The sequence below is a fragment of the Bifidobacterium longum subsp. infantis ATCC 15697 = JCM 1222 = DSM 20088 genome, assembly GCF_000269965.1.
GTDB classification, from domain to species: domain Bacteria; phylum Actinomycetota; class Actinomycetes; order Actinomycetales; family Bifidobacteriaceae; genus Bifidobacterium; species Bifidobacterium infantis.
In genome coordinates this window covers 591,211-613,593 of record NC_017219.1, presented here as the reverse complement: position 1 = coordinate 613,593, position 22,383 = coordinate 591,211, and the positions used below count along the sequence as shown (strand labels likewise).

Annotated in this window: 19 protein-coding genes, 3 tRNA genes and 1 pseudogene; 14 read left to right on the top strand and 9 right to left on the bottom strand. The window is 59.4% G+C overall.

Annotated features, from left to right (window positions below):
• Window positions 1–114: 114 nt before the first annotated feature.
• Both BLIJ_RS02750 and BLIJ_RS02745 read right to left on the bottom strand, forming a co-directional pair.
• On the bottom strand, window positions 115–1,338 hold the full coding sequence (locus BLIJ_RS02750) for a glycosyltransferase family 2 protein (RefSeq protein WP_012576950.1): 1,224 nt from the start codon (window positions 1,336–1,338) through the stop codon (window positions 115–117).
• On the bottom strand, window positions 1,338–2,990 hold the full coding sequence (locus BLIJ_RS02745) for an AI-2E family transporter (RefSeq protein WP_012576949.1): 1,653 nt from the start codon (window positions 2,988–2,990) through the stop codon (window positions 1,338–1,340). The genes BLIJ_RS02750 and BLIJ_RS02745 overlap by 1 nt, the downstream gene beginning before the upstream one ends.
• Window positions 2,991–3,065: 75 nt before the next feature.
• Here BLIJ_RS02745 and BLIJ_RS02740 point away from each other — a divergent pair, with 75 nt between their 5' ends.
• Entirely contained in the window at window positions 3,066–3,992 is a 927-nt protein-coding gene (locus BLIJ_RS02740; protein WP_012576948.1) for a glycosyltransferase family 2 protein, read from the top strand.
• Between the two features lie 59 nt (window positions 3,993–4,051).
• Here the strand turns inward: BLIJ_RS02740 and fucO are convergent, their stop codons facing one another.
• Window positions 4,052–5,203: a lactaldehyde reductase gene (gene fucO / locus BLIJ_RS02735; RefSeq protein ID WP_012576947.1), complete on the bottom strand. Its 1,152-nt coding sequence runs from the start codon at window positions 5,201–5,203 to the stop codon at window positions 4,052–4,054.
• A 438-nt stretch (window positions 5,204–5,641) separates the two neighbouring features.
• Here fucO and BLIJ_RS02730 point away from each other — a divergent pair, with 438 nt between their 5' ends.
• Complete coding sequence (locus BLIJ_RS02730; protein WP_012576946.1) at window positions 5,642–6,946, top strand: class I SAM-dependent methyltransferase; 1,305 nt, start codon at window positions 5,642–5,644, stop codon at window positions 6,944–6,946.
• A gap of 519 nt (window positions 6,947–7,465) precedes the next feature.
• Here the strand turns inward: BLIJ_RS02730 and BLIJ_RS02725 are convergent.
• The 3 genes from BLIJ_RS02725 to galE all read right to left on the bottom strand — a co-directional run bounded on the left by BLIJ_RS02725 (window position 7,466) and on the right by galE (window position 8,900).
• A tRNA-Phe gene (locus tag BLIJ_RS02725) sits at window positions 7,466–7,541 on the bottom strand.
• A 47-nt stretch (window positions 7,542–7,588) separates the two neighbouring features.
• Window positions 7,589–7,662, bottom strand: a tRNA-Asp gene (locus BLIJ_RS02720).
• A 224-nt stretch (window positions 7,663–7,886) separates the two neighbouring features.
• Entirely contained in the window at window positions 7,887–8,900 is a 1,014-nt protein-coding gene (gene galE / locus BLIJ_RS02715) for a UDP-glucose 4-epimerase GalE (protein ID WP_007052365.1), read from the bottom strand.
• Window positions 8,901–9,182: 282 nt separating this feature from the next.
• On the opposite strand from galE, the gene trmB reads away from it, so the two are divergent.
• Both trmB and BLIJ_RS02705 read left to right on the top strand, forming a co-directional pair.
• On the top strand, window positions 9,183–10,088 hold the full coding sequence (gene trmB / locus BLIJ_RS02710; protein ID WP_041981708.1) for a tRNA (guanosine(46)-N7)-methyltransferase TrmB: 906 nt from the start codon (window positions 9,183–9,185) through the stop codon (window positions 10,086–10,088).
• 69 nt (window positions 10,089–10,157) lie between these two features.
• Window positions 10,158–10,229: transfer RNA gene (locus BLIJ_RS02705), tRNA-Glu, on the top strand.
• A 177-nt stretch (window positions 10,230–10,406) separates the two neighbouring features.
• Here BLIJ_RS02705 and BLIJ_RS15265 read toward each other — a convergent pair.
• A pseudogene (locus BLIJ_RS15265) lies at window positions 10,407–10,616 on the bottom strand (helix-turn-helix domain-containing protein); the annotation flags it as partial.
• A 128-nt stretch (window positions 10,617–10,744) separates the two neighbouring features.
• On the opposite strand from BLIJ_RS15265, the gene BLIJ_RS02695 reads away from it, so the two are divergent.
• The 9 genes from BLIJ_RS02695 (at window position 10,745) to BLIJ_RS02665 (ending at window position 15,083) form a co-directional block, all read left to right on the top strand.
• Window positions 10,745–11,023 (top strand): hypothetical protein, encoded by a 279-nt coding sequence (locus BLIJ_RS02695; RefSeq protein WP_012576943.1) that lies wholly within the window; start codon window positions 10,745–10,747, stop codon window positions 11,021–11,023.
• Window positions 11,024–11,124: 101 nt separating this feature from the next.
• Window positions 11,125–11,298 (top strand): hypothetical protein, encoded by a 174-nt coding sequence (locus BLIJ_RS14765; protein WP_012576942.1) that lies wholly within the window; start codon window positions 11,125–11,127, stop codon window positions 11,296–11,298.
• A gap of 41 nt (window positions 11,299–11,339) precedes the next feature.
• Window positions 11,340–11,495: a hypothetical protein gene (locus BLIJ_RS14760; protein ID WP_012576941.1), complete on the top strand. Its 156-nt coding sequence runs from the start codon at window positions 11,340–11,342 to the stop codon at window positions 11,493–11,495.
• Window positions 11,492–12,706, top strand: a complete 1,215-nt coding sequence (locus BLIJ_RS13380; RefSeq protein WP_012576940.1) for a helix-turn-helix domain-containing protein — start codon at window positions 11,492–11,494, stop codon at window positions 12,704–12,706. Before BLIJ_RS14760 ends, BLIJ_RS13380 begins: the two co-directional genes overlap by 4 nt.
• Window positions 12,703–13,230 (top strand): WhiB family transcriptional regulator, encoded by a 528-nt coding sequence (locus BLIJ_RS02685; RefSeq protein WP_012576939.1) that lies wholly within the window; start codon window positions 12,703–12,705, stop codon window positions 13,228–13,230. Before BLIJ_RS13380 ends, BLIJ_RS02685 begins: the two co-directional genes overlap by 4 nt.
• 43 nt (window positions 13,231–13,273) lie before the next feature.
• Window positions 13,274–13,870, top strand: coding sequence for an AAA family ATPase (locus BLIJ_RS02680; RefSeq protein ID WP_012576938.1), 597 nt, complete (start codon window positions 13,274–13,276; stop codon window positions 13,868–13,870).
• Between the two features lie 4 nt (window positions 13,871–13,874).
• Window positions 13,875–14,114, top strand: a complete 240-nt coding sequence (locus BLIJ_RS14915) for a hypothetical protein (protein ID WP_012576937.1) — start codon at window positions 13,875–13,877, stop codon at window positions 14,112–14,114.
• A gap of 130 nt (window positions 14,115–14,244) precedes the next feature.
• Window positions 14,245–14,679 (top strand): hypothetical protein, encoded by a 435-nt coding sequence (locus tag BLIJ_RS02670; RefSeq protein ID WP_012576936.1) that lies wholly within the window; start codon window positions 14,245–14,247, stop codon window positions 14,677–14,679.
• Between the two features lie 17 nt (window positions 14,680–14,696).
• Window positions 14,697–15,083: a hypothetical protein gene (locus BLIJ_RS02665; RefSeq protein WP_226790813.1), complete on the top strand. Its 387-nt coding sequence runs from the start codon at window positions 14,697–14,699 to the stop codon at window positions 15,081–15,083.
• 333 nt (window positions 15,084–15,416) lie between these two features.
• Here the strand turns inward: BLIJ_RS02665 and BLIJ_RS13375 are convergent, their stop codons facing one another.
• Together BLIJ_RS13375 and BLIJ_RS02660 are read right to left on the bottom strand one after the other, a co-directional pair.
• Window positions 15,417–16,622: an XRE family transcriptional regulator gene (locus tag BLIJ_RS13375; protein WP_012576934.1), complete on the bottom strand. Its 1,206-nt coding sequence runs from the start codon at window positions 16,620–16,622 to the stop codon at window positions 15,417–15,419.
• A 45-nt stretch (window positions 16,623–16,667) separates the two neighbouring features.
• A complete protein-coding gene (locus BLIJ_RS02660; protein ID WP_014484623.1) occupies window positions 16,668–17,438 on the bottom strand; it encodes a hypothetical protein in 771 nt (256 codons plus the stop codon).
• A 295-nt stretch (window positions 17,439–17,733) separates the two neighbouring features.
• Here BLIJ_RS02660 and BLIJ_RS02655 point away from each other — a divergent pair, with 295 nt between their 5' ends.
• Complete coding sequence (locus tag BLIJ_RS02655) at window positions 17,734–22,029, top strand: LPXTG cell wall anchor domain-containing protein (protein ID WP_014484622.1); 4,296 nt, start codon at window positions 17,734–17,736, stop codon at window positions 22,027–22,029.
• Window positions 22,030–22,383 lie beyond the last annotated feature (354 nt).

The following is a 22,383-nucleotide window of genomic DNA, read 5'->3' as shown; positions in this document are numbered from 1 at the left end:
GAGTATTGTCTAAGCTCATACATCCACTCTAGCCCACCAGCCAACCCTCAGCGAAGCAAACCCCCGGGTTGCTGTTGTATTGCCCCGCTGAGCAGCTCCAACTAGCGGACTCGGTCAACCCTTATGCGCGATGGGCTTCCACTGGGCTTTGGAGAAGAGGGCCTGGAAGGAGATCGGCACGTAGCTGAGCATGTAAATCGGGAAGCTGAGCACATAGGCGAGCAGCTCCTTGTTCGTGGCACCGATCTGGTCGCGCTCGACAATGATGGTCAATGCAGCCAATGCCATCAGGCCCAACACCGATATGATGATGCCGCTGGACCAACTGGCCAGCGATTGCAGCTGGCTCGGCCAACTCACGAAGCCACACGCGGCGAACAGCAAGCCCATCACCGCGCGAATCGCGCCCAACACGGTAAACGGACACAGCATCAAGGTGAAGTCGATGCAGGAGAAATCACGTTCGCGAACCGCGCGTTTCAGCAATGCCGAGCCATAATAACGGAATACCTGCAGGAATCCCTTGCTCCAACGTAAACGCTGACGCCAACTTTGCGAGAAGGTAACCGGCTGCTCGTCGTAGAGAATCGCAGTACCGCAATAGCCGATGCGGTCGCCATGCAGAATCGAATCCATAGTGAATTCAAGATCTTCAGTGAGCAGATGGAACTTCCATCCCTTGTTCCGCTTCATCACCTCGCGGGAGAACATAAATCCCGTACCGCCCACGTGGCAAGAGGAGCCGAGAATCATACGCGAGTTAGACAGGAATCGCGATTCACGGATGAACCACAGCGCAGAACCAGAAGACACCCAGTTATCCGCCAGATTCACCGAATTACGGTAGCTGGTCAGAATCTTGAATCCGGAGCAGAACGCCTTGTTCATTTCCTCGAAGTAGTGCTTGTCCAGCTTGTTATCGGCATCGAACACGAAGTAGGCCTCATAGTCGTCGGCCACACCGATGTCGAGCATATGCCCCAACAGATACGTCAGCGCATATCCCTTGCCAACCAGCTCAAGATTGTGGCGTTCCACCACATGGCAGCCCAAAGACCGCACCACGTCGGCGGTGTTGTCGGTGCAGTTGTCGGCCACCAGCCAGATGTCGATGAGGTTGGACGGGTAGGTCTGATCGCGAATCGACCCAATAAGGTTGCCGATCACTTTTTCTTCGTTGCGCGCGGAGATCAGCACGGCATACCGGTTGGTCATCGGGGCGTCGGGGAAGCGCACGGGCTTGGCGAACAGGGACATCACGATACACAGTCCCTGATATATCATGCCGGCACCACCGACGATTACCAGAAGAATATCGAGTACTGAAAGCAGGGTCATCAGCGCCACCCCGCCCTAGGATTGCTGGAGGCAGATTGATCAGACTGCTTGGTTTGCTTGCGTTGCTCGGGCCGCTCAGGCTGCTGCGTATTCGCGGCACCACGCTGCGGAATCGCCGCCGTGTCCGGCTCATCAGAGCTTGCATCCGCACCGACTGTATTATCGGCATTATCGGTATCATCGACATCCGACTCCGGCTCGGTGCCGCGCAATCCCTTGCGAGCGCTGGAGGATAGCACGTTCTTCGGAATCGCCACGGTGGCGGAATCGTCCAAATCGGATTCTTTCGTCTCGTGTGGCGGAATCGCATAGATCTGTTCCTGCAGCAAACGCAGTTCCTCGTTCATCGGCACACGGCTGGTGGACCCCTTGGCCGCACGTGGCATGTGCTCGCCGATTGGCTGCAATACGTGCTCGCCGAACGCCTCGGACGCCTCGACGATCTTGGACTTCTTCTCCGGAGTCGGATCGTTCATCAGCGGTGAGTCAATCAGCTCATAGCGCTTGGTGTACGCACGGAAAATGGCCTGCAGCGATGCGGTGACCGGCAGCGCCAGGAACGCGCCGAACGCGCCGAACAGCGAGCCGAACGCCAGCACCGAGAGGAAGGCGACGGCCGCGTTGATGTCCATCGTGCGCTGGGAGATTCTCGGCGAGAGAATCAGGTTCTCAATCTGCTGGTAGACGATGATGAACACCAGCACCGCCACGGCGTACGTCCACCCGCGGTTGCCCCAAGCGAACAGCACCGGCAGCGCACCGCCGATATAGGTACCGACCGTGGGGATGAACTGGGATACCACGCCGCAGAACAGGGCCAACGGCAGCCAGTAGGGCACATGCAGGATCTCCAAGAAGATGGCAGTGCAAATGGCGTTGATCAACGCCAGAATCGAACGGGAGAACAGGAAGGACGAAATCTGGCCTTGGGCCACGGTCCACACCAGCAGGAATCGACGCTGCGTGTTGGGGGCCAGCCACTGGCAGAAGGAGCGGCGCAGCTTTGGGCCGGCGGCGGAGATGTAATACGTGGTCATTACCACGGTCATGAGGTTCAGCAGGAAGGAGAACAGGCCACCCACCGTACTCATGGCGGTGCCGGCGAAATCGGTGACCCACGAGGTCTGGATATTGTTGAAGATTTCCATGCCAAGATTGCTGATTTCCGGCATCTTGAACGTGGTGTACTGGTCCGCGAACTCACGAATCTGCCCATACATTGCCGGCAAACCGCGGACCATGGCAATCATCTGCTGTACGAACATATTGCCGAACAGCGTGAGCAGCACACCCACGACCACGGCCACGCCCACCAGACTGACGGCGGAAGCCACGCCACGCTTCCAGCCATGAGCCACCAGCGCCACCACCAGCGGTTCGACGGCCAGCGCCAGGAACAGCGAGATGATGATGTCGAACACCAGATAGGAGATGTCGCCCCACGAGCGCCAGCAGAACATGAACACGATGACGGCGAGGGCCACATACAGCAGCGCGCGGCCGAACCATTCCGGTGGCCTGCGGGAATCTCCCTTGGCAGGGAACAAAGTACCAAAGTCGATACGATTCTCGTCGCCCGGGTCTGTCCCGGCTTCTGCGGCACCGGTTCTCGACGTGTCGGTGCTGTTTACGTTTCGCGCGCGTTCACTCATGGCTCCCCATTGTAGCGAGGGGTTTGAAGCTCGAATACGCCGGCGGCGTACACCCGCTTTTCTATTGTTGATGTCATGCTCAACGTTTCGATCATCATCCCAGCGTGGAACGAAGCCGAACGCATCCGCGACTGCCTGCTGAACGCCACCCGTCAGACCATCATGCCGCATGAGGTGCTGGTGGTGGACAACCGTTCTACGGACAACACCTGCGCGATTGTCGAACAGTTCATCGCCGAACATCCCGAGGCCCCGATCAAACTATTGCATCAGAACGATGAACAGGGACTGATTCCCACCCGCAACTTTGGCCTGGACGCCGCGACCGGCGATGTGCTGGGCCGTTTTGATGCCGACTGCATGATTCGGCCCGACTGGGTGGAGGTGGTCTCCGGCATCTTCACCGAAGACCCGGCCGCGATGGGTGCCACTGGTCCGGTGATGTATTACGACATGCCCTCACGCCATTTTGGGTTGAAGGGCGACAATTCCTTGCGCAAGCGAATCTACCGCGCCGATGGCGGACAGCCGCTGCTGTTCGGTTCCAATATGGCCTTGCGCGCTTCGGCTTGGCATCAGATCGCGAATGAGGTCTGCCGAGATAAGGCCGATGTGATGCATGAGGATATCGATATTTCCCTGCATCTGATGGGCAAGAATCTGAAAACCGTGTACTCGCCGCGCATGATCGCCGCGATGAGCGCGCGACGGATGGACACGTCGCTGGGTTCATTCCTGAACTACATGCGACGTTTTAAGAATACGTTTGATGCACATCCGCAGCACACGCGCACGCATAAGCCAGAGGTGTTGTTCACCGCCATGTATCCGGCGATGCACATGTTCTACCCGGTGTGGCAGAAAGTGCTGAATTCCGCGGATATCAATCCTGCTGAAGCCGCGTGGATCAACGAGCAGATGGAACTGGCGGAGGCGCAAGGCAAGCAGCTGTACGACGAGACCACCACCGACGAAGTCTACGACGAAAAGCACGAGAGATAGCGATGCCGGTGGGTTCCCGACGAGGGGAACCCACCGGCATCGTCGGCGTCATCGACGAATCACATCAGCGACTTGTAGATGGCGAGGATGTCCTCCTGCGTGGCCTGACGCGGGTTGCCGGGGGTGCACACGTCGTTGAAGGCGTCGTGAGCCAGCGGCTCAAGGTCGCCCTCGGTGGCGCCCACTTCGGAAATCGTGGTCGGGTTCTTCAGATCCACGGTCAGCTTGTGGACGGCCTGCACGGCCTCTTCGCGCACAGTCTCCAGGTCGCCGGTGTAGGCGTCCTCGACGCCGAACGCATCGGCGATGTCGCGGTACTTCTCACCGGTGAAGTCCTTGTTGTATTCCATGACCGGGGCCAGCAGAATGCCGTTGGCCACACCGTGGGCCACGCCCAGACGGCCGCCCAGCGGGTGAGCCATGCCGTGCACCAGGCCGAGGCCCACGTTCGAGTAGGCCATGCCGGTGATGTAGGACGCGTAGGCCATCTGCTCGCCAGCCGGAATGTCGCCATCGGCGGACTTGGCCAGGTTCTGGGCAATCATGCGAATGGTCTGCATGGACAGGCAGTCGGACAGGCTCCAGGCACCCGGGGTAATGTAACCCTCGATGGCGTGGGTCAGGGCGTCAAGTCCGGTGGCGACCTTCAGGCCGCGCGGCATCGAGTCGGTCAGATCAGGATCAACGAAAGCGACGATCGGGATGTCGTGCGGGTCGACGGCCACGAACTTACGCTTGTTGGCGGTATCGGTGACCACGTAGTTGATGGTCGTCTCGGAAGCGGTACCGGCGGTGGTCGGCACGCCGAAGATCGGGACGGACGGGTTCTTGGTATCCGCGACGCCTTCCAGGGACAGCACGTCGGCGAACTCCGGGTTGGCGGTGATGATGCCGATGCCCTTGCAGGTGTCTTGCGGGGAGCCGCCGCCCAGACCAATCAGGAAGTCCGCGCCGGATTCGGCGAACTTGGCGACGCCGTCCTTAATGCACTCTACCGGCGGGTTCGGCTTGACGTTGGAGAACACCTCATACGCCAGGCCGGCCTCATCCAGAACCTTGGTGACCTTCTCGGCGGTGCCGGTCTCCAGCAGTACCGGATCAGTGACGATAAATGCCTTGGTGAAGCCGTGCTGCTTGGCGACGGCCGGAATTTCCTTGATCGAGCCACGTCCGAAGTATGCAGTCTGGTTGAAAATCATGCGGTATACCATAGGGACTCTCCTTTTGAGCTAGTGTCTTAACTGGTGGTCCGCTCACTCTTTGAGTGGTCCAACGGTTCCCCAGTCTACTCCGCGCATGAGCATTCACCTGAAAACACGCTGAAAGAACAACACTGAAAATAATGGCAAGAAATGGCGGAATTCTGCACTTGTCAAATTATTGTCCATTGACCAAACCAGTTCAATCGCCCGAGATCTCAACGATAAGACCATTTTCCGGAGTCGCTTGGTGCTCTCCGAGAAACTCGTCTCTTATCCGCTTACTTCGCGCGTACGCAATCAATATGCGAGATGCCTAATTCCATTCGTGTTTCATCAGCCGAACGCGAACTGGTTCACCAGATGGTGTATTCAACGGTTTCAGTCTCTTGAAGAGGACTAAGATACCTCGACAATTGGGGTGATCATCATAAGAGAATGAGGCAGATAATGGCAAGTGGCAAGGCTATGACAGTCGGCGAGATGGCATCCCTGTTTCTCGACCCCGACACTCCCGTTCGTATCGACGCTTTTGACGGCTCGCATTTCGGCCCGGCAGACGCGGATTTGAAGGTCAAAATCGCCGCGCCGAACTGCATGTACCAGCTGCTCGCGCACCCGAATGAAATCGGCATCGTGCGCGCATACATTCTGGGCGATTTCGACGTGGACGACATTGACTACGCCGACCCGTATCCGGCGATGCGCAAGCTGGTGTCGCTGGCCAAATACGTTCGCCCACTCACTCCCGCATCCATTGCCCGCGTATCCGCCGGCATTCTGAGTCACGGCTTCAAGAAGCCGCCGGTGCCCGCCACCGAGGGCCCAAGCAAGTTCGCCCGCATCAAGCGTGGCCTGATGCCGCACACCGAAAAGGCCGATTCGGAAACCGTCAGCTTTCACTACGACATGTCCAACGAGTTCTACGCCGACTTCCTCGGCCCCTCCATGACGTACACCTGCGCGGTATTCGACAACGAGCACATGAGCCTTGAAGACGCACAGGCCAACAAACTGCGCCTGATTCTCGACAAACTGGACTTGCAGCCCGGCCAGCACTTACTGGACATCGGCTGCGGCTGGGGTTCGATGGTCATCACCGCCGCCCGTCGCGGCATCAAGGCGCTCGGCGTCACCCTCTCCAAGGAACAGGCCGCGTACGCCAACGAATGGATCGCCCGTGAAGGGCTGCAGGATCTGGCCGAAGTGCGCGTACAGGACTACCGCGAGGTGCCCGAGCATGACTTCGACGGTATCTGCTCGATCGGCATGATGGAGCACGTAGGCGTCAAGAACTACCAGAGCTACTTCGAAGAGATGTTCCGTCTCCTGAAGCCGATGGGCCGACTGCTGAACCACCAGATCACCATCAGCCATGACAAGCCTCACGGCAAGCCCGGCACCGACGAATTCCTCGACCGTTACATCTTCCCGGACGGCGACCTCGGCGCGCCCGGCTTCATCGAATCGTGCATCCATGACGCCGGCTTCAACGTGGTGCATCAGGAGAACCTGCGCCAGCACTATGCGCTCACCCTGCATCACTGGAGCCAGAACCTCTCCGAGCATTGGGACGACGCGGTCAAGCAGGTCGGCTTTGAACGCGCCAAGGTATGGGGTATGTACATGGCCGCCTGCGCTCTGAACTTCGAGCTCGACGGCATCCAGATCCACCAGTTCCTGGCTGTCAAGCCGGATCGCGTGGGCCACCCGGACGGCAAGTGGTACCCTCTGCGCCAATGGTGGCAGGCCTGATTCCGTTTTGTGGGACGGCACGCGGTTTTTACCATTGTTCATCTGCCGTCCCACAAAAGTGTGGGATAGCAGATACGTCAATCGGTTGACGCATCTGCTATCCCGCATGACATAAGCCGAGAACCGCAGAATAGAGCCGTTCTTTGCCCTCAGCTCTGAGGGCGTTCTTCGAACGCTGTGGGACGGCACGTCAAAAATCGGCAAAATCACGTGCCGTCCCACACGATTCTCTTTGCGCGCGCATCTCGCGGGTGCTTTTTCTGCAATACTGACTCTATGAGCGCCACAGACCCAGAAACGGCTGAGGCGGACGATCGCACCGACCATGACACGCGCGGATAAGACCCACGTTTCTTTACTTAACCCTAACCCGATGTTCGCATTGGTGCTGTTGGCGTGCGTAGTTGCGGTGAGGAAGACAGTTGTTGGCGAACGCGAGCCTTCGCATTGACCGGCCAGCCCGCCGGAGTAGGTACGTGACGGATATGCAAAAGCCCCGCACAAGGCGGGGCTTCATTGTGGTGGCTCCGAACGGCGTCGATCCGTTGACCTAGCGATTTTCAGTCGCTCGCTCTACCAACTGAGCTACAGAGCCATGAACAGTCAAAAACCCGGATAACCCGGGCTTCATAACCATTCCAGCGACCCCGGCCGGACTTGAACCGGTGACCTCCGCCGTGACAGGGCGGCGCTCTAACCAACTGAGCTACGGGGCCATTGTTCTCACTTGCGTGAGGCAACAGATGTATATATTACTGAAATTCGCCGATCGCGCAAACTTCGGCGTGTTCCGCATAATTTCAAGGTTTTTGCTATCGCCAGCACACGAACACGTCTGTCACAAACATCCACAAAACGACGAAGGGCGCGACCGGAACCCCGGCCACGCCCTTATGGACGGAAACGCTTCACGGCATCCACCGCAAAGCAATCGTCAATCTCAGTCAGCCTGCTTCCAGGTGTCGACGTCGATGTGGTGTTCGGGGTTGGCCTGCCAGGCATCCCACGCGGACTTGACGATGTCTTCCACGTCGTACTTGGCGTGCCAGCCCATCTCCTCGTTGATGCGCTTCGGGGAGCCGATCAGGTGCGGCGGGTCGCCGGCGCGGCGGGCCATGACGGCCTCGGTGAACGGCAGACCGGTGACCTTCTTGACTTCGTCGACGATCTGACGCACGGAGGTGCCTTCACCGGTGCCGACATTGAAGGCGTCGTACTTGCGCTCGTCACGATCGAGGTACTTGAGGGCGGCGATGTGGGCATCGGCCAGATCGGAAACGTGGATGTAGTCGCGCACGCAGGTGCCGTCCGGGGTCGGATAGTCGTCACCGAAGATGGCGGGGGCCTTGCCCTGCTTGAGGCGGTTGAACAGCATCGGGATGAGGTTCAGAATAGCCGGGTCTTCGAGTTCGACCGGGCCGCAGCCGGCCACGTTGAAGTAGCGCAACGCGCAGAAGCGGATGCCGAACGGCTGCTCGCAGGCGCGGGCCATCCATTCGCCGAACAGCTTGGTCTGGCCGTAGGGGTTGATCGGCAGCATCGGAACGACGTCCTCGGGCACCACGTCGACCGGCGGCACACCGTAGGTGGCGGCGGAGGAGGAGAAGACGAGCTTCTTGGCGTTCTTGGATTGGGTCATGCCGGTGAGCACGTTGAGCATGCCGTTGATGTTCTGCTGGTAGTACCACAGCGGCTTCTCCACGGATTCGCCGACCTGCTTGCGCGCGGCGAAGTGGATCACGGAGTCGACGCCTTCGGCGTCGAGGATTTCGGCCAGACGCTCGCCGGCACCCGGGGCGGCAATATCCATGCCGTACAGGCGGGAGCCTTCGATGCGAGTGGGCTTGCCGTAGCTCAGATCGTCGACGACGACGACCTTTTCGCCGGCCTGATGGAGTGCGTGAACGACATGCGCGCCGATGTAGCCGCAGCCGCCGGTGACGAGAACTGTCATAGTTGACCTTTCCTTGTGCGGGTTGCAAGTGTCGGCCGTCGGGAGTTCAGCGGCTGTTCACTTTTGGTCCGCTTTGTTACCTTTTGAAACAATTTTAGTATATCACACGAACATAATCGCACAAAACGGTGGTGTCGTCCGGCAATATCTGCATTCATTAGGTCGATTTGGCGTTCATTAGGTAGGTCGGCCCGGAGCCGGCCCGCACGGACACCGGGTAAATGGCTTGATATGGTGGTTGGTATCGCACACCACCTACCTAATGAACGCCAAATCGACCTAATGAATGAACAGCGGTGCGGCGCACAAGGAAAATCCGAGGAATATATGACCGATCCCGAATCCACAGCAATCGATTCCGTCGCCGCGATGGCCACAGACCACACCGAGGCACCGGCGCACCCCTTGCACAAGGTGCTCTCCTTCGTACGCCGCTCCGGACGTTTGGACGATCGCCTGCAGCGCGCATGGGACAACTATGCCGGCACATATCTGTTGGATATTGCGGCCGGCAATCTGCTGGACGTGCGCGAAGGCGTCACGCTCGACCGCGCGCTCGTGGAGTCCGCATGGGGCAACGACAATCCACTCATTGTGGAAATCGGCACTGGACAGGGTGAGAACGTGGTGGCCGCAGCCGCGGCCCATCCGGAGACGAACTTCCTTGCCCTAGAGGTCTATGACCCCGGTGTGGCCCACACGCTGCTGCTCGCCGGCAAGCAGGGGCTGACCAACATTCGCGTGGCCCAGGTCAATGCGCCCGAGCTGTTCAAGGTCACCGCGCCCGGCACCGCAGCCGAAGTATGGACCTTCTTCCCCGACCCCTGGCCCAAGAAGAAGCACCACAAGCGCCGCATCGTGCAGGAGGCCATGGCCGGCGACATCCATCGCGCACTGGCCGCAGACGGCGTCTGGCGCATCGCCACCGACATCGAGGACTATGCCCTGCACGTGCACGAGGTGATGGACGGACTCGACGGTTGGAAGAACCTGGGCAGCGTAACCGTCAGCCTCCCGCTGGAGCACGTGGGCAAGGGCAACGCCGATCTGGCCGCCGACATGCCGCACGCCGACTTCACCGAATCCGAGCGGTTCGAGGGCCGCGTGCTCACCAACTTCGAGAAGAAGGGCCTGGCCGCCGGCCGCGTGATTCACGACTTCACCTATCAGGCCGTCGCCCTGCACTGATTGCGACACGCCGAAATACCGTCGATTTGCATAACCGAACAATCTCCCGTAAAGTAACTCGAGTTGTTCGCCCCCATCGTCTAACGGTTAGGACACCAGACTTTCAATCTGACAACGAGAGTTCGACTCTCTCTGGGGGTACCCACCGGCTCCGGTTTCCACGAGGTATCGTGGCCCGGAGCCTTTTGTTTCCAACGGTTTCAGGCCGTCAGCTTGGCCTTCAGCTGCTCGAACAGGAAATCGTGCGGTGGTCGCTGCCACCAAAGATGCACCTAAGTTCCCCTCTCCCAGCATCTGACGCATGAGCGTGTCGTCCAGCAGGGACGTCACGGGCACGCCGAAGTAGTCGGCCAGCGCCGCGATGTCGGGGATGCTCCACGTGTTCTTGTTCTTCATCTTCGCGCTGACGCCGCCCCTGGTCATCTTCAGGGGTTCCGTGAGCGCCGTCTGGGACAGGCCGTGCGCGGTGAGCAGCATGCTGATGTTCCATACGATCACCTTCTGCAGGTATTCGCCCGAGTTCGTCATCCGTTTCTTTATCGTCGTGGTCATGGCAATCGCCCTTTCACTGCTTCGCAAACACATGTTGATATGTCCAACATCTCTGGACACGATATTAGCACTCCGACTTGCGAAAGGCAAAATACTTAATTACTATGTCAACTGTGAGTAGACAAAAGCATCTTTCCGTACTGTCTCCGGTGGCTCGTTGGATGGCGCAGCAGGGTCTGTCCTGCCGCGGTCTGGCCGCGGAGATGGGGCAATCGAAGTCATCGGTTGCGGGAAAGGTGAACGGCTCCCTCCATTGGCAGCAGGCCGATCTCGTCTGGCTGTATCGGATGAAGGGACTGCCGTCGGATTTCGTGCTGGGCAACGATGCCGCCATCGTGAACAGGCTGCTGTCTCCTCCGGCAAAAGAAGGTTCCGCGCACTAGGCGCGGAACCGAACGACAACCGAAGGCGTCTCCGACCCGTACATCCGCCAAGATTCCCGGCCGCCGACGTCTTGTATCCCAAGTGAAGGAGGGTCATCGCCATGACCGATTCTACCAATACCGCCGGCATTCGCCCGGCATCTGTCTTCGAGCCTAATCGCCGGCGCGACGCCGCGCGGCGGACGACGCGGGCCGGCGGCAACGTCGATCTGCGCATCGCGAAGGCTCATGTGCTGTCCATGCTCGCCCACCCGTCCCGGGGCTCGCGCCGCTGAGGCGCGCGTCCGCGGACCGTTTCCCCGATACCGGCCGAACCATGTGGTGGTTGGTCGTTGCCGCCGTGTGCGTGTCCGGCGGCGTTCTCTCGTATGCGTTGTGCCGCGCCGCCCGTCTGGGCGACGACATCGGCGCGAGGCTGCGCGAACGCCGCGAAGCGGACCCGGCGCATGACGGCGGGAAGGTCGAGCGATGAGCAGCAGAGCCGAGAACTGGGCATGGGAGCGCGACGACGTCAAGGGCATCACCAAGTTCGTGCTGGTGTATCTGGCCCGCCGCGCCTATTACGACGATGGCGCAGCCGCGTGGCCGAGCGTGGAGACCATCGCGTTCAACTGCGGGTGCTGTGAGCGCACCGTGATCCGTTCGTTGCAGGAGCTGGAGCGCAAGGGCTACATCAGGCCCGGCGACCAGGAGATGTCGGCGCGCAACCCGCGCACCCGCAAGCCGATCGCCAAGGGACACCGCTCGCGCGTGTGGGACGTCGTCATGGACGGCGACCATCCCGCCGAGAACATCGAGGAGAAGCCCCGGAACCTGGACGCGCTGGCGGAAGGCGACGGCAAGCCGGATCCGATGAAGGACAATTTGTCACCCGACGGATTGTCACCCGAGCCGAAGGACGTGGAGACGAGGACAAATTGTCCCGGAATCTTGGACAGAAAGTCACCCAATAGACAAGTGATAAACAATTCTCCCCTCATCCCCTTCGGGGATGCTCCCCTCAACGCCGAACAAGCCGCCACGAAACCGGTCGCCGACCCGAAGCCCGAACCCGTTCCGACGACCGATTGGGGCAAGGCCCTGCCTCCAAGGGGTTGCAGGAACCCGCTGTGGGTGCCCGAACCCGGCAAGCTGCCCGAGCCGGTGACGGAACGCGCCGGTCAGGAGGTGCGCGTGCTCGACGGCATCCGCCGTCGCATGCTCGCCGTGGACCAGAGGTTCGATGTTCCGGCGACCATGGCCGACCGCAAGGCCGTCCACTCGTTGCTGATCGACAGGCCGTACGGCGAGATCGTCGCGACGATGGACTGGGCGTACCGCAACCGCTACTGGCTGCCCCGGCTCACCAGCGGCGCCAGGTTCGCCGCGAACTACGTGCAGCTGCGGCTGGAAATGCTCACCCATCCCGATCCGACGGGCAAGCGGGCGCCGGACGCCCCGCTGCCGGTCGTCAAGGACCCCAACCGGGCGATACCGGTCAGCTCGTCGTCCGCGAGCCGTGTGCCGATCTACGGGGCGGCGCTGCTGCGCACCTCGCTGTGCCAGGAACACATCGAAGGCGTCATCTCGCAGGAGGCGTGCCCGGTATGCGCGTACGACAAACGCAACCACGCCACCCACGACGTCGCCGGACGGCGCAAGGCGAAGACCGGCGCGTCGGCGGAGGCGGTGGTGCGGCCATGAGCGGGGACGGGCAGCGTCTTGAGGCGTGGAAGAAGGCCGGCGAATGCCGCGACTTCCCGCAACCATGGTCCGACTACCTGTGGTCGCTGGAGTTCGAGCACCGTCCCGGCGACGCGAAGGCGTTCCACTCGGTCGCCAAGGCCGTGTGCGAACGATGCCCGGTACGCGCCGAATGCCTGGCCTACGCGGCCAGCGGCGGACTCGAATGGGGCGTGTACGGCGGCAAGGTGTGCACCGACCGGCGCAGGATCGCGCGCATGGCCGAAGCCGACGGCGTCCCCTGCCGGGACCGCGGCCTGCCGTGGCCGCAACGCTGGCGGCTGCTCACGGACTGGATACGCGCCCACCGGAACGTGTTCGACGAAGCCACCGGCGAGGCCAGCGCCGAACGCCAGCAACGACGCCTGCGCGCACGGGGCAGGACGGCCGATCGCCCCGCCCCGCATGAGCCGTCAGACAATCAAACATTCAAACAAGCAGGAATCCAAGCAATCAGACAAGCGGACAATCAAGCGACCGACTGACCGGGTTCGCATGATATCCGGCAGTCGCAAAGGAGAAGAACGAATGCGCATCGCCATAGCCAACTCCAAGGGCGGGGTCGCGAAGACCACGTCCAGCATCTACATCGCCTCGGTCATCGTTTCCAGGGGCGGCAGGGCCGTCGTGTACGACGCGGACCCGCAGTCCAGCGCGAGCCTGTGGGCCGCAGCCGCGGAACAGACCGCGGACCCCCTGACGTTCGACGTGCTGCCCGCCAACCAGGCCACGCTCCGCCAGCTCGCCGCGGGAGCCGACCCGGACGAATGGGCGATCATTGACGCGCCGCCGCAGGGACCGACCCTGGACATGGCCATCAAGGCGGCCGACTTCGTGATCGTGCCGGCGTCGGACTCGCCCATGGACCTCCAGCAGGCATGGAGCACCCTCGACATGGCCAGGATGAGCACGCCCGCCGCGCTGCTGCTGGTCAAGGCCGAACGCAACACGAAGGCGTTCCGCGACACCATGGACGCCCTCAACGCCATGGACACTCCCCGGTTCGACACGATCGTGCCGAAGGCCCAGTCCTACAAGCGTTCGCTCGGCACCAACCCGCACCAGCTGGGCGAATACCGCGACCTCGTCACAGAACTCCAGCAGATCGCCGGAAAGCAGGAGTGAGACCATGCAGGGCAACTACCAGCCACTGGCACGACCGGTACCGTTCGACGACGTGCTGCGCCAACAGAACAAGACCTCCAAGGCCACGGGCGAACCGTTGGTCATGCTCTCACTGCGCATACCCGTGTCGCTCAAGACCCGGCTCAAGACCACGGCCGCCGCGCACGACCTGCCCATGCAGCAGCTCCTGCGCGACGCCATCGAACGCGAGCTCGACCGACTCGACAGCGACGACGAGCCGTAACCCGTCAGACAATCAAACAATCAGGCAATCCGACAATCCAGCAGGCAAACAAGCCAACAACCAAACATTCAGGCAGTCAAACATGCAGACGCGATCCCGAAAGCCGATGCGTCTGCGGAAAGGAGACACTATGGACTATTCGATGGAGGTCTCCGTGCTCGGCGACCGGATCAGCATCGGCGAGGAGGCGCACGTCATCACCCTCGGCGAGGAGGCGCACGTCATCACCCTCGGCGTGAACACGGGATTCCCCGCGGGCTCCACGGCGGGACTGGCGTACACGCTCTCGCCATTGCAGGCCCGCGTGCTCGGCGCGCAGATGCGCGCGGCCGCGGACGCCGCGGAGGGGCATCCGGGCATGCCGTCCGACGAGGAGGTGAACGCGGCGGCGAAGGTGTTCTGCGGCGGCGTGTGGAACGGGTTCGACCCCGCCAGCATGATGCCGACCGAACAGTTCGACCGGTTCTGGGGCGACGGCGAGGGCCACCAGCTCTATCTGGAGATCGCGCGCCACGCGCTTATCGCCGCCCGCATGTCCATCCTCGCCGGGCAAAACGAAAGCTGACAAGCAAACAAGCCCGCATGCAGACAATCAAACAATCAAACTTGATTGCATGCAGGCAATCGGACATGCAAGCAATCAAGCAAGCAATCAAGCAAGCCAACAATCAGGAAAGCAAACAATCCAACAATCAGGAACGGAGCAGAACCATGAACGACAACCACAACGAAAACGAGGAGCCCTTCGACGGCACGAGCGAGGATTCCACGCTCGAAGACCAGATGAGCGCGCACATCGCGGCCATCGCCGCCAGCGGCGTCGCCGCCGAAGCCGAAGCCCTGGCCAACCGGCAGGCCGATATGGCGGCCAAGGAACGCCGTGAAACCAGACTGGCAATCCTCGCCGCCATTGGCATCTTCGGCGCCGTTATCGTTTATATCATTACTCACATTGCTGAAAATCATTAGAATGATTAAAGTAAAGAGAAACGAGTATGGCCCTACACCTTAAAAATCTAATCTACAAATCATTGCTTCCGATAATTGAATTCATTTCTTTGTTGAGTAGGTATATATCAAATTAAATTACCATTTGAGTATAAATCAATTCAACCATATCAGAATAGGGTTCTTCCACTCTTACTCAAGAGGGAAACGGAAGAACCCTATGTAGAAATTAGGTTCTGTTAAATTAGAATCGACGTGAATGATCAATTCGTTTCCCAAGGTTGTTGGCGTTCCTGGGAACGCCAACAACCAGACGTGTTGCCGATGTCAAAGTTGATTTGACAGAACCAAGGATTAAGCAATCATACGATTGGGTCTTTGCTCAAAGCGATTGGCGGCAATACCCCAGTGCATACCTTCATCATCTAATCCATCGGACCAGTAATCTAGATATCTAAATGGAGCTCCCAACTCACTGGCCAAGCCAATAGAATCTATTTTCAGTCCTTGATCTGTCTTAAATCCGTATGCCGATGTAATCATCTGTTTCAGCAATAGCGGATTCTCGATTCCGACGGGTACAGGTTCTTGCTTCTTCCATCCTTTGCCTGATAGTTGTATGTTGAGGGAGGTGTACCTCTGCCGATCGATGATTCCTAAATTGTGAGAACGTGAGATAAGCGCAGCAATGGAAATGCCCCATCCTGCCTTAATTGGAAGAAAATCGCGCAACGATAAATTGGATTTAAGAACCAAGCGAGCATCTAATTGCGAAATCAGAAAAGCTCCAGCAAATATATGGGCTTCACGCTCCACTAATTGCGGTGAATCAGGTTTACGATAACGATGCAAGATCAGATGACCAAGTTCATGGGCTTTAGTAAAGCGTAAACGATCGCCTCCTAATGCACCATTACCTAAATATCCAATACACATGGCATGCCACTGTGACGAAGGCGCAGTCACTCCCTCGCTAGTCAAATTTGCCCCGCCGCGCATATTCAATGATCTCATCGGAGAAACAATGATTCCGGCCCGCTCGATTGCGCGGGTTACGTTCGGAACGGCACCATCAGGCTTTAATCCGAGGCATTCACGTGTTCGGATAGCCAATCTCTCTATTTTCTCTTCGGAGAGCGATTGTTCGTGTGGAGCTATTTCATCAATCCATGCGGCTGGATTTTTTTTCATCTTCAGCACATGACATAATTTTTGAATTACATCCATGAGTAATGAGTACTCCGTAGAAACCGAATTCAATTCACCCATAGATGATCTGGATGTTTTTCGATATGTAAGTTCGGATAATGGGATAACCGTTCCAGATTCCTCGAAATAAGAAATGGGGTAGTCTAGAGCGCCGGATAATTTCACCGCATCTGATTCATTAAAGGAAATAATGCCATTCTGAAGCTTGCTGAGCTTTGCCTGGGATAGTCCAGAACGAGTGGACAACTCCTTCTGAGTGACGCCCTCCAAGCGTCGTGCCAGTGCAATCCTTTCTGGATTGAAAGCAAGACGCTGCTTCAGTGCAATCCCTTCTGGATTGAAAGTGGACATTGCAGTATCTCTCTATCTATTTATGCTATATACGACTAGCTATTCCTAGTTAGCTTCATTTCCTTTATTGTCGGAATTCATGCCTGCGTCCTCATTCTCATTTTTCTCCGACGACGAAGAGTCTGTATTATCCACATCTTCGACATCGGTCTGATCGGCCAGCAAATTCGGCAGAAGATTTTCCTGATCCTCTTGTAGTGGAATGAACTCATATTGCTCATCGCCACGAACGCTATCAAATAGCGGGAATTTAAATAGATAGTGGTTCTTTTCGCCGTATCGCCCCGGGCCTTCTGTCTTATAAACGACGATGGATACACCTCCATCCGTCATCTCATCCCAAGTGCACACCAAGCCAATATCGTGAAGATCGGGAATCAGCTTTCCTTCGTCGAACAGGCCTGGATCCACTGCTTGCAACTGTCCCTTCGGGATGCACTGGCTCTGTGAAAAGTATGCACGGCTGGCACGGGTCGCATTTGACTTAGGAACTCCATGAGTCAGAGGATCCACCTTTCGGAGAATCAGCTTCACGCCGGTCTCGTTTTCCCTCAGATGAAGGAAACCACTCCGGTCAAAAAGCGTCCAATCGTCAGAACCATATTGTTCCCAAATTCGAGCCGTGCGTTGGTTGACAAGACGGGAAAGATTCTGTCGGTTCTGATGGGGCCAGAACAGATCATCGGGATATCTGGTTTCCAGATCCGAACGCGCCTCGGCAAGAACGGTGTACAGTGCCGGTCCGATTGGGGTCAGAACGTCCGCAAGTGCGTGGACCTCGTCCATATTGACAAAATCTTCAGATGAATATTTCAATGCCGCTTCCCTGCTATCAAGTACTAATGGAATATTTCACGACCTATTTTAACTCATGAGCGGAATGGTCGCAAATGGCCGTTGGCCACAAAAACGCCATGTACGTTGTGTTGTCCGCCGCAGAACCACCTGGCGCGGGGTGATGCTGATGGTGCGTTCGGGGTCCGGCGGCCGGCCGTCGGGCTTGCGGGCGTGCTTTTCTTCCAGGGACCCGGGAGGAGGCGGGTTCTGGAGTCCCCGTCTCCTCCCTTTCCCGGAGAGGGGCGCTTCTGTCGTATGTGGGAAAGGATTTCGTATGAGGTTCGGGAAGAAGGGCGCCGGTGCGGTGGCGTCGATCACCGCCGCCGCGGCGTTGCTGGCCTGTCTGGTTCCGGTAGCGTTGGCCGATAACGGTGGCGGTGGTTCCGGTGAGGACGGTGGCGGTTCGGGCGGTGGTCCGACGCAGACGGCCGATGTGCATTGGATCTACAAGGATTCGTGGCCGGCCACGCTGGATGGCATGAAGACGGCGTTGAGTGACGCGAAGGTGCGTCTGTCGTCCGATCTGGCGAACGGGCAGAACCAGTTCGTGAACATGAACAAGACTTTGAGCGACGCGATCGATGAGTGCCAACGCTCCTATACGGGTGAGGGGAACGCGGACTGCCGTCTGGTGGCGGTGGGCTACGTGCGCTTGGCGGATGGTTCGTTCAACGGCAGCTATGTGAGCTCGAACGCGAAGAACCGTTGGGAGGCGCAGTGGAAGGCCGAGGCGAAGGGCGACTACATGTATCAGGGCCAGAAGTACTCGACCTCGACCACGTGGAAGGACAAGCTCGGCACGCGCAGCGTTGACTCGCTGGCACAGGAGTCGATCGACTCCAACCCGAACGCCTCGTTCCGCGTGATTGTGCTGGCGCAGAACCAGCCGCCGGTCGATTACAAGCTGAACGTGACCACCAGCCACAAGCAGAAGACCGACATGCAGGTCGGCTCCACCGACCCGGTCGGCGACGTCATCCACGCCGACAACGGCGGTTCCGCGATCAAGGAGACGTTGAACGGCACCGCGATCATCCATTACGAGAACGGCCCCTACCTGCCCGCGAAGAGCGTGAGCAAGCCGATCAGCTTCTCCAGCAATGGGGACACTCAGCTCGACGATCTCGCCTCGCCGAAGGATTTCGGCATGAAATACTGGGCCGAGGGCTCGTACTGGATCGACATCCAGGTGCCCAAGCAGGGCCGCATGCAGGCGGCCGTGGACACCGCGGACCGTGACCCGGCCGAATCCTGGAAGGTGAGCTCGGTGCCGCCCGAGCCCCCGGTCAAGAAGATCGAGGACGGCGCGAGCGCCGACCGGATGACGAACCGCACCACCATCACATACGGCACCGGCCGCGGCGGCTACGAGATGCGTTTCCGCGACGTGATCGAACCCAACGGCGTCGAATACTCCGTGGACAACTACAGGCTCATCGACAGGACCGACGACAATCGCGACGTTTCCGGCGAGTTCGAAATCACTTGGGACAAGGCGTCGAACACAGTGTCGGCCGCTCGTTCGGCGGACAAGGGCGAGATGCCCATGGACCATGTCTACGAGTTCAGCTTCGACGTGACCGTGTCGAAGCCCTCCGACTTCCAGCAGGTCAAAGACCATGCGTGGGGCCAGTGGAACCACGAGCCCGAGGCCGACGCCGGAAAGAAACAGTTCGATACGTGGCGGCCGAATCCTGACAAGAGCTGGATCCGCCTGAACGCGAAGGGCCAGTGGGAGGCGGTCATCGACCCGAAGGAGACCAACCGGACCGGCGCCGACGATATGACGCTTCTGGACGGGGACCGGGTCGCCTCGGTAGTCAACGGCACCATCGCCAAGAACCTCATCCAGGCCCCGGAGACCCTGACGCTCACGGACGACTGGTCGGCAGCCGACTACCTGTTCGACGCCGACGACAAGTCGAAGATCAGAGTGTACGAGGCCGATGCCGGCACCGATCGCGAGTCCAGCGTCACCGACATCGCCAACCACGGCAGGGACGTCACCGACCAGTGGACGATCACGATGGAAGGCACCACGGTGACCGCCACCGCAGGCCGGGCCTATCGCGAGGGATTGAAGGGATTGAAGACCGCGAAGCAGGTCACGCTGCTCATTCCCGGCAAGGCGGCCTACGCCAACGGCAAGGGCGCGGGCCAGGTGCGCGACGACTTCGGCAAGCAGGCGAGCGACGAACTGTCGTTCTGCACCGCGCCGGACGGCAAGGCGCTGACGAACAAGGGCTCCCAGACCGTCAACACGCACACCATCCCCACGAACGAGCCGAAGATCTGCGGCTACATACCGCCCGTCGTCAAGGACGTGGTCGGCGAATCCTCGCAGGGAGGCGACCAGGCGTCCGTGGACGGCAGGGTCGTCTACCCGGGCCAACGCTTGGAATACCGTCTGGAGACCCAGCCCCACCTGCCCGGCAATCTCGCGTACTCGGTCAGCGAGGTGGCGGTCACCGACACCTATGACGAGCATCTTGAAGTGGACAAGCAGACCCTGGAGGTCACCGACCTGTCCACCGGCAGGTTCATCCCGAAGACCGAGTACGAGACCCAGTGGAACGACGCGCAGCACGCGGTGCGCCTCGTGTTCTCCGACGGGTACGTGAAGACCAACTGGCGCAACGGCGCGAACCCGCGCATCATCGTCCGCTTCGAGGGCACGGTCGCCAAGGACGCGCCCACGGACACCAAAATCGGCAACCAGTGGGCCCTGACCCTGAACAACATGATCACCCCGAGCAACAAGGTATGGAACGAGCCGCCCGACTTCACTCCCGTGAAGAAGGACACCCAGGCCGACCCGTCCATCAGCATCGACGGCAAGACCGCGCTGCTGGGCGACCGGATCTACTACCGCGTGACCATCGACGCCAAGCAGACCAACCAGGCCTACAAGGTCTGGAGACTCGGCATGACCGACGACTGGGACGACGAATACCTCTCCCTCGACGCCAAGCGCATCGAGGTCACCGACACCGCGACCGGCAAGGACGTGACCGCGAAGTTCAACATCGCGGCGATCGACGGCGTCGCCTACGTGTACGCCAGGACCGCGGACACGAAGGTGCCGGCCACCGGCGAGACCATCAAGGGCGACCCCCAGCCCAAGAACCTCAAGGAATACGCCGAAAAGAAGGACCACGACCCGTTGAAGGAGCCGGCCATCGACCAGTCGATGCTGGGCACGAGCTACGAGGTGAGCCTGCCGATGACCGTCATCAAGGTCACCGACGGACATATCGTGAAGAACAAGGCCACGCAGGTCGTCAACGACACCCGCAAGGACACCAACGAGGTCGCCAACCCCCTCAAACCCGTCAACCCGTCCAAGGACGTGGTCGTGAAGGTGGACGGCGAATCCATCGACAAGCGGAGCGTGTACCTCAACGGCCTGTTCCTCTACCGCCTCGACAGCTCCGTGCTACCCGCGCACCGCGCCTACCAGAAGGTCACCGACTGGAGCATCACCGACCCGCTCGACACCGAGCATGACCAGTACACCGGCCAATGGGCCGTGTACGCCATGCGCGACCTGACCGAGCAGGGCAGGGTGATCGCCCGCAAGGGCGTGAAGATCGCCGGCAGCGGCTTCGACGCCAGTGTGTATGGCGGCGAACTGTTCACCCTTACGCAGGATGACAAGGGCGTGGTCACCGTTACCGCGACCCAGCGCATGCTCGACCTCGTCAGCGGCAACGACGAAAGCGAGCAGGCATGGACCGCGTTCATCCAGTGCAAGCGCGTCAAGACCGGCGAACACATCGCCAACCGGTTCGACGAAACCCTCAACGGCACCAAACGTCCATCCAACCAGGTCGAGACGCACACGCCCGACATGACCCCGAGCCTGAAGATCGAGAAATGGGACGAGGCCTCCGGCTGGCCGGCCGGCGACCGCGACCAGGTCAAGGACGCGCTGGCCATGCAGGGCGACACGCGCATCGTGTTCACCATCACCAACACCAGCACCACCGACCCCGACACCAAGCAGGGCGCATGGTACCGAACCAAGGACCTGAACCTCAAGGACCAGCTGGTCGCCGGCGACGGCCGGGTGACCGATCTCGAATATCCCGCCGATTGGGACAGCCGTGTCCTCAAGCCCGGCGAGAGCGTCGAGGTCAAGGGCATCCTCAAGGGCGTGACCGACCATCACACCGACCGCGCCACGGTCACCGGCACGCCGCTGGTCGAATGCGTCGTCTCCGACCCGGATCCGTTCGACGGCAAGGACGAGACGTCCGCACCCGATGACGCGGTCACGATCGACGGCAGGCTCGTCTGCCCCGACACCGAAGTGGTCAGCAACACCGACGACTGGAACGGCTACCGGACCGGGCTCGCCCATACCGGCGCCGCCATCCAGGGCGTGATCGCAGCGGCAATCACCCTGCTCGCCGTCGGCGTGGGACTGGTCGCCGCCCGCCGGTTCAGACACGGGAACAGTGCTGGCGGCCGTCACTCAGAATCGGCGCAGTCCAGCGATATCGCGGATACCGATGAGGATGTCGCCGAGACTACGGATGAGATTCCTTACGAATCGTCCGTGATCTGACCCGGACGTCGGACCTGCTTCCCGTCATGATAGTTCTTCCAGTCGGAGTATCTTACGATTGGAAGAACTATCATGTATTCATCAAATTATTACGGATTACAATTGATGTTTCTTTTGGCGCGACGAAAGAAGGAAACATTCTATTAGAATAGAGTCATTTTTTTGAAATAATGACCTTAATCTGGTACAATATTCTAATAGAGTATGTCAATCCCAAAGTTCATATGATATTTGACAAGAAACGCTTTTCTATGCCATATTGTCAAACTTCAATATCCCAAATGTATGATTATTTAATAACTTGTCGCGGAACCATCCCATATAGCTCTGTTTAGACCCCATCTAAATACCAGC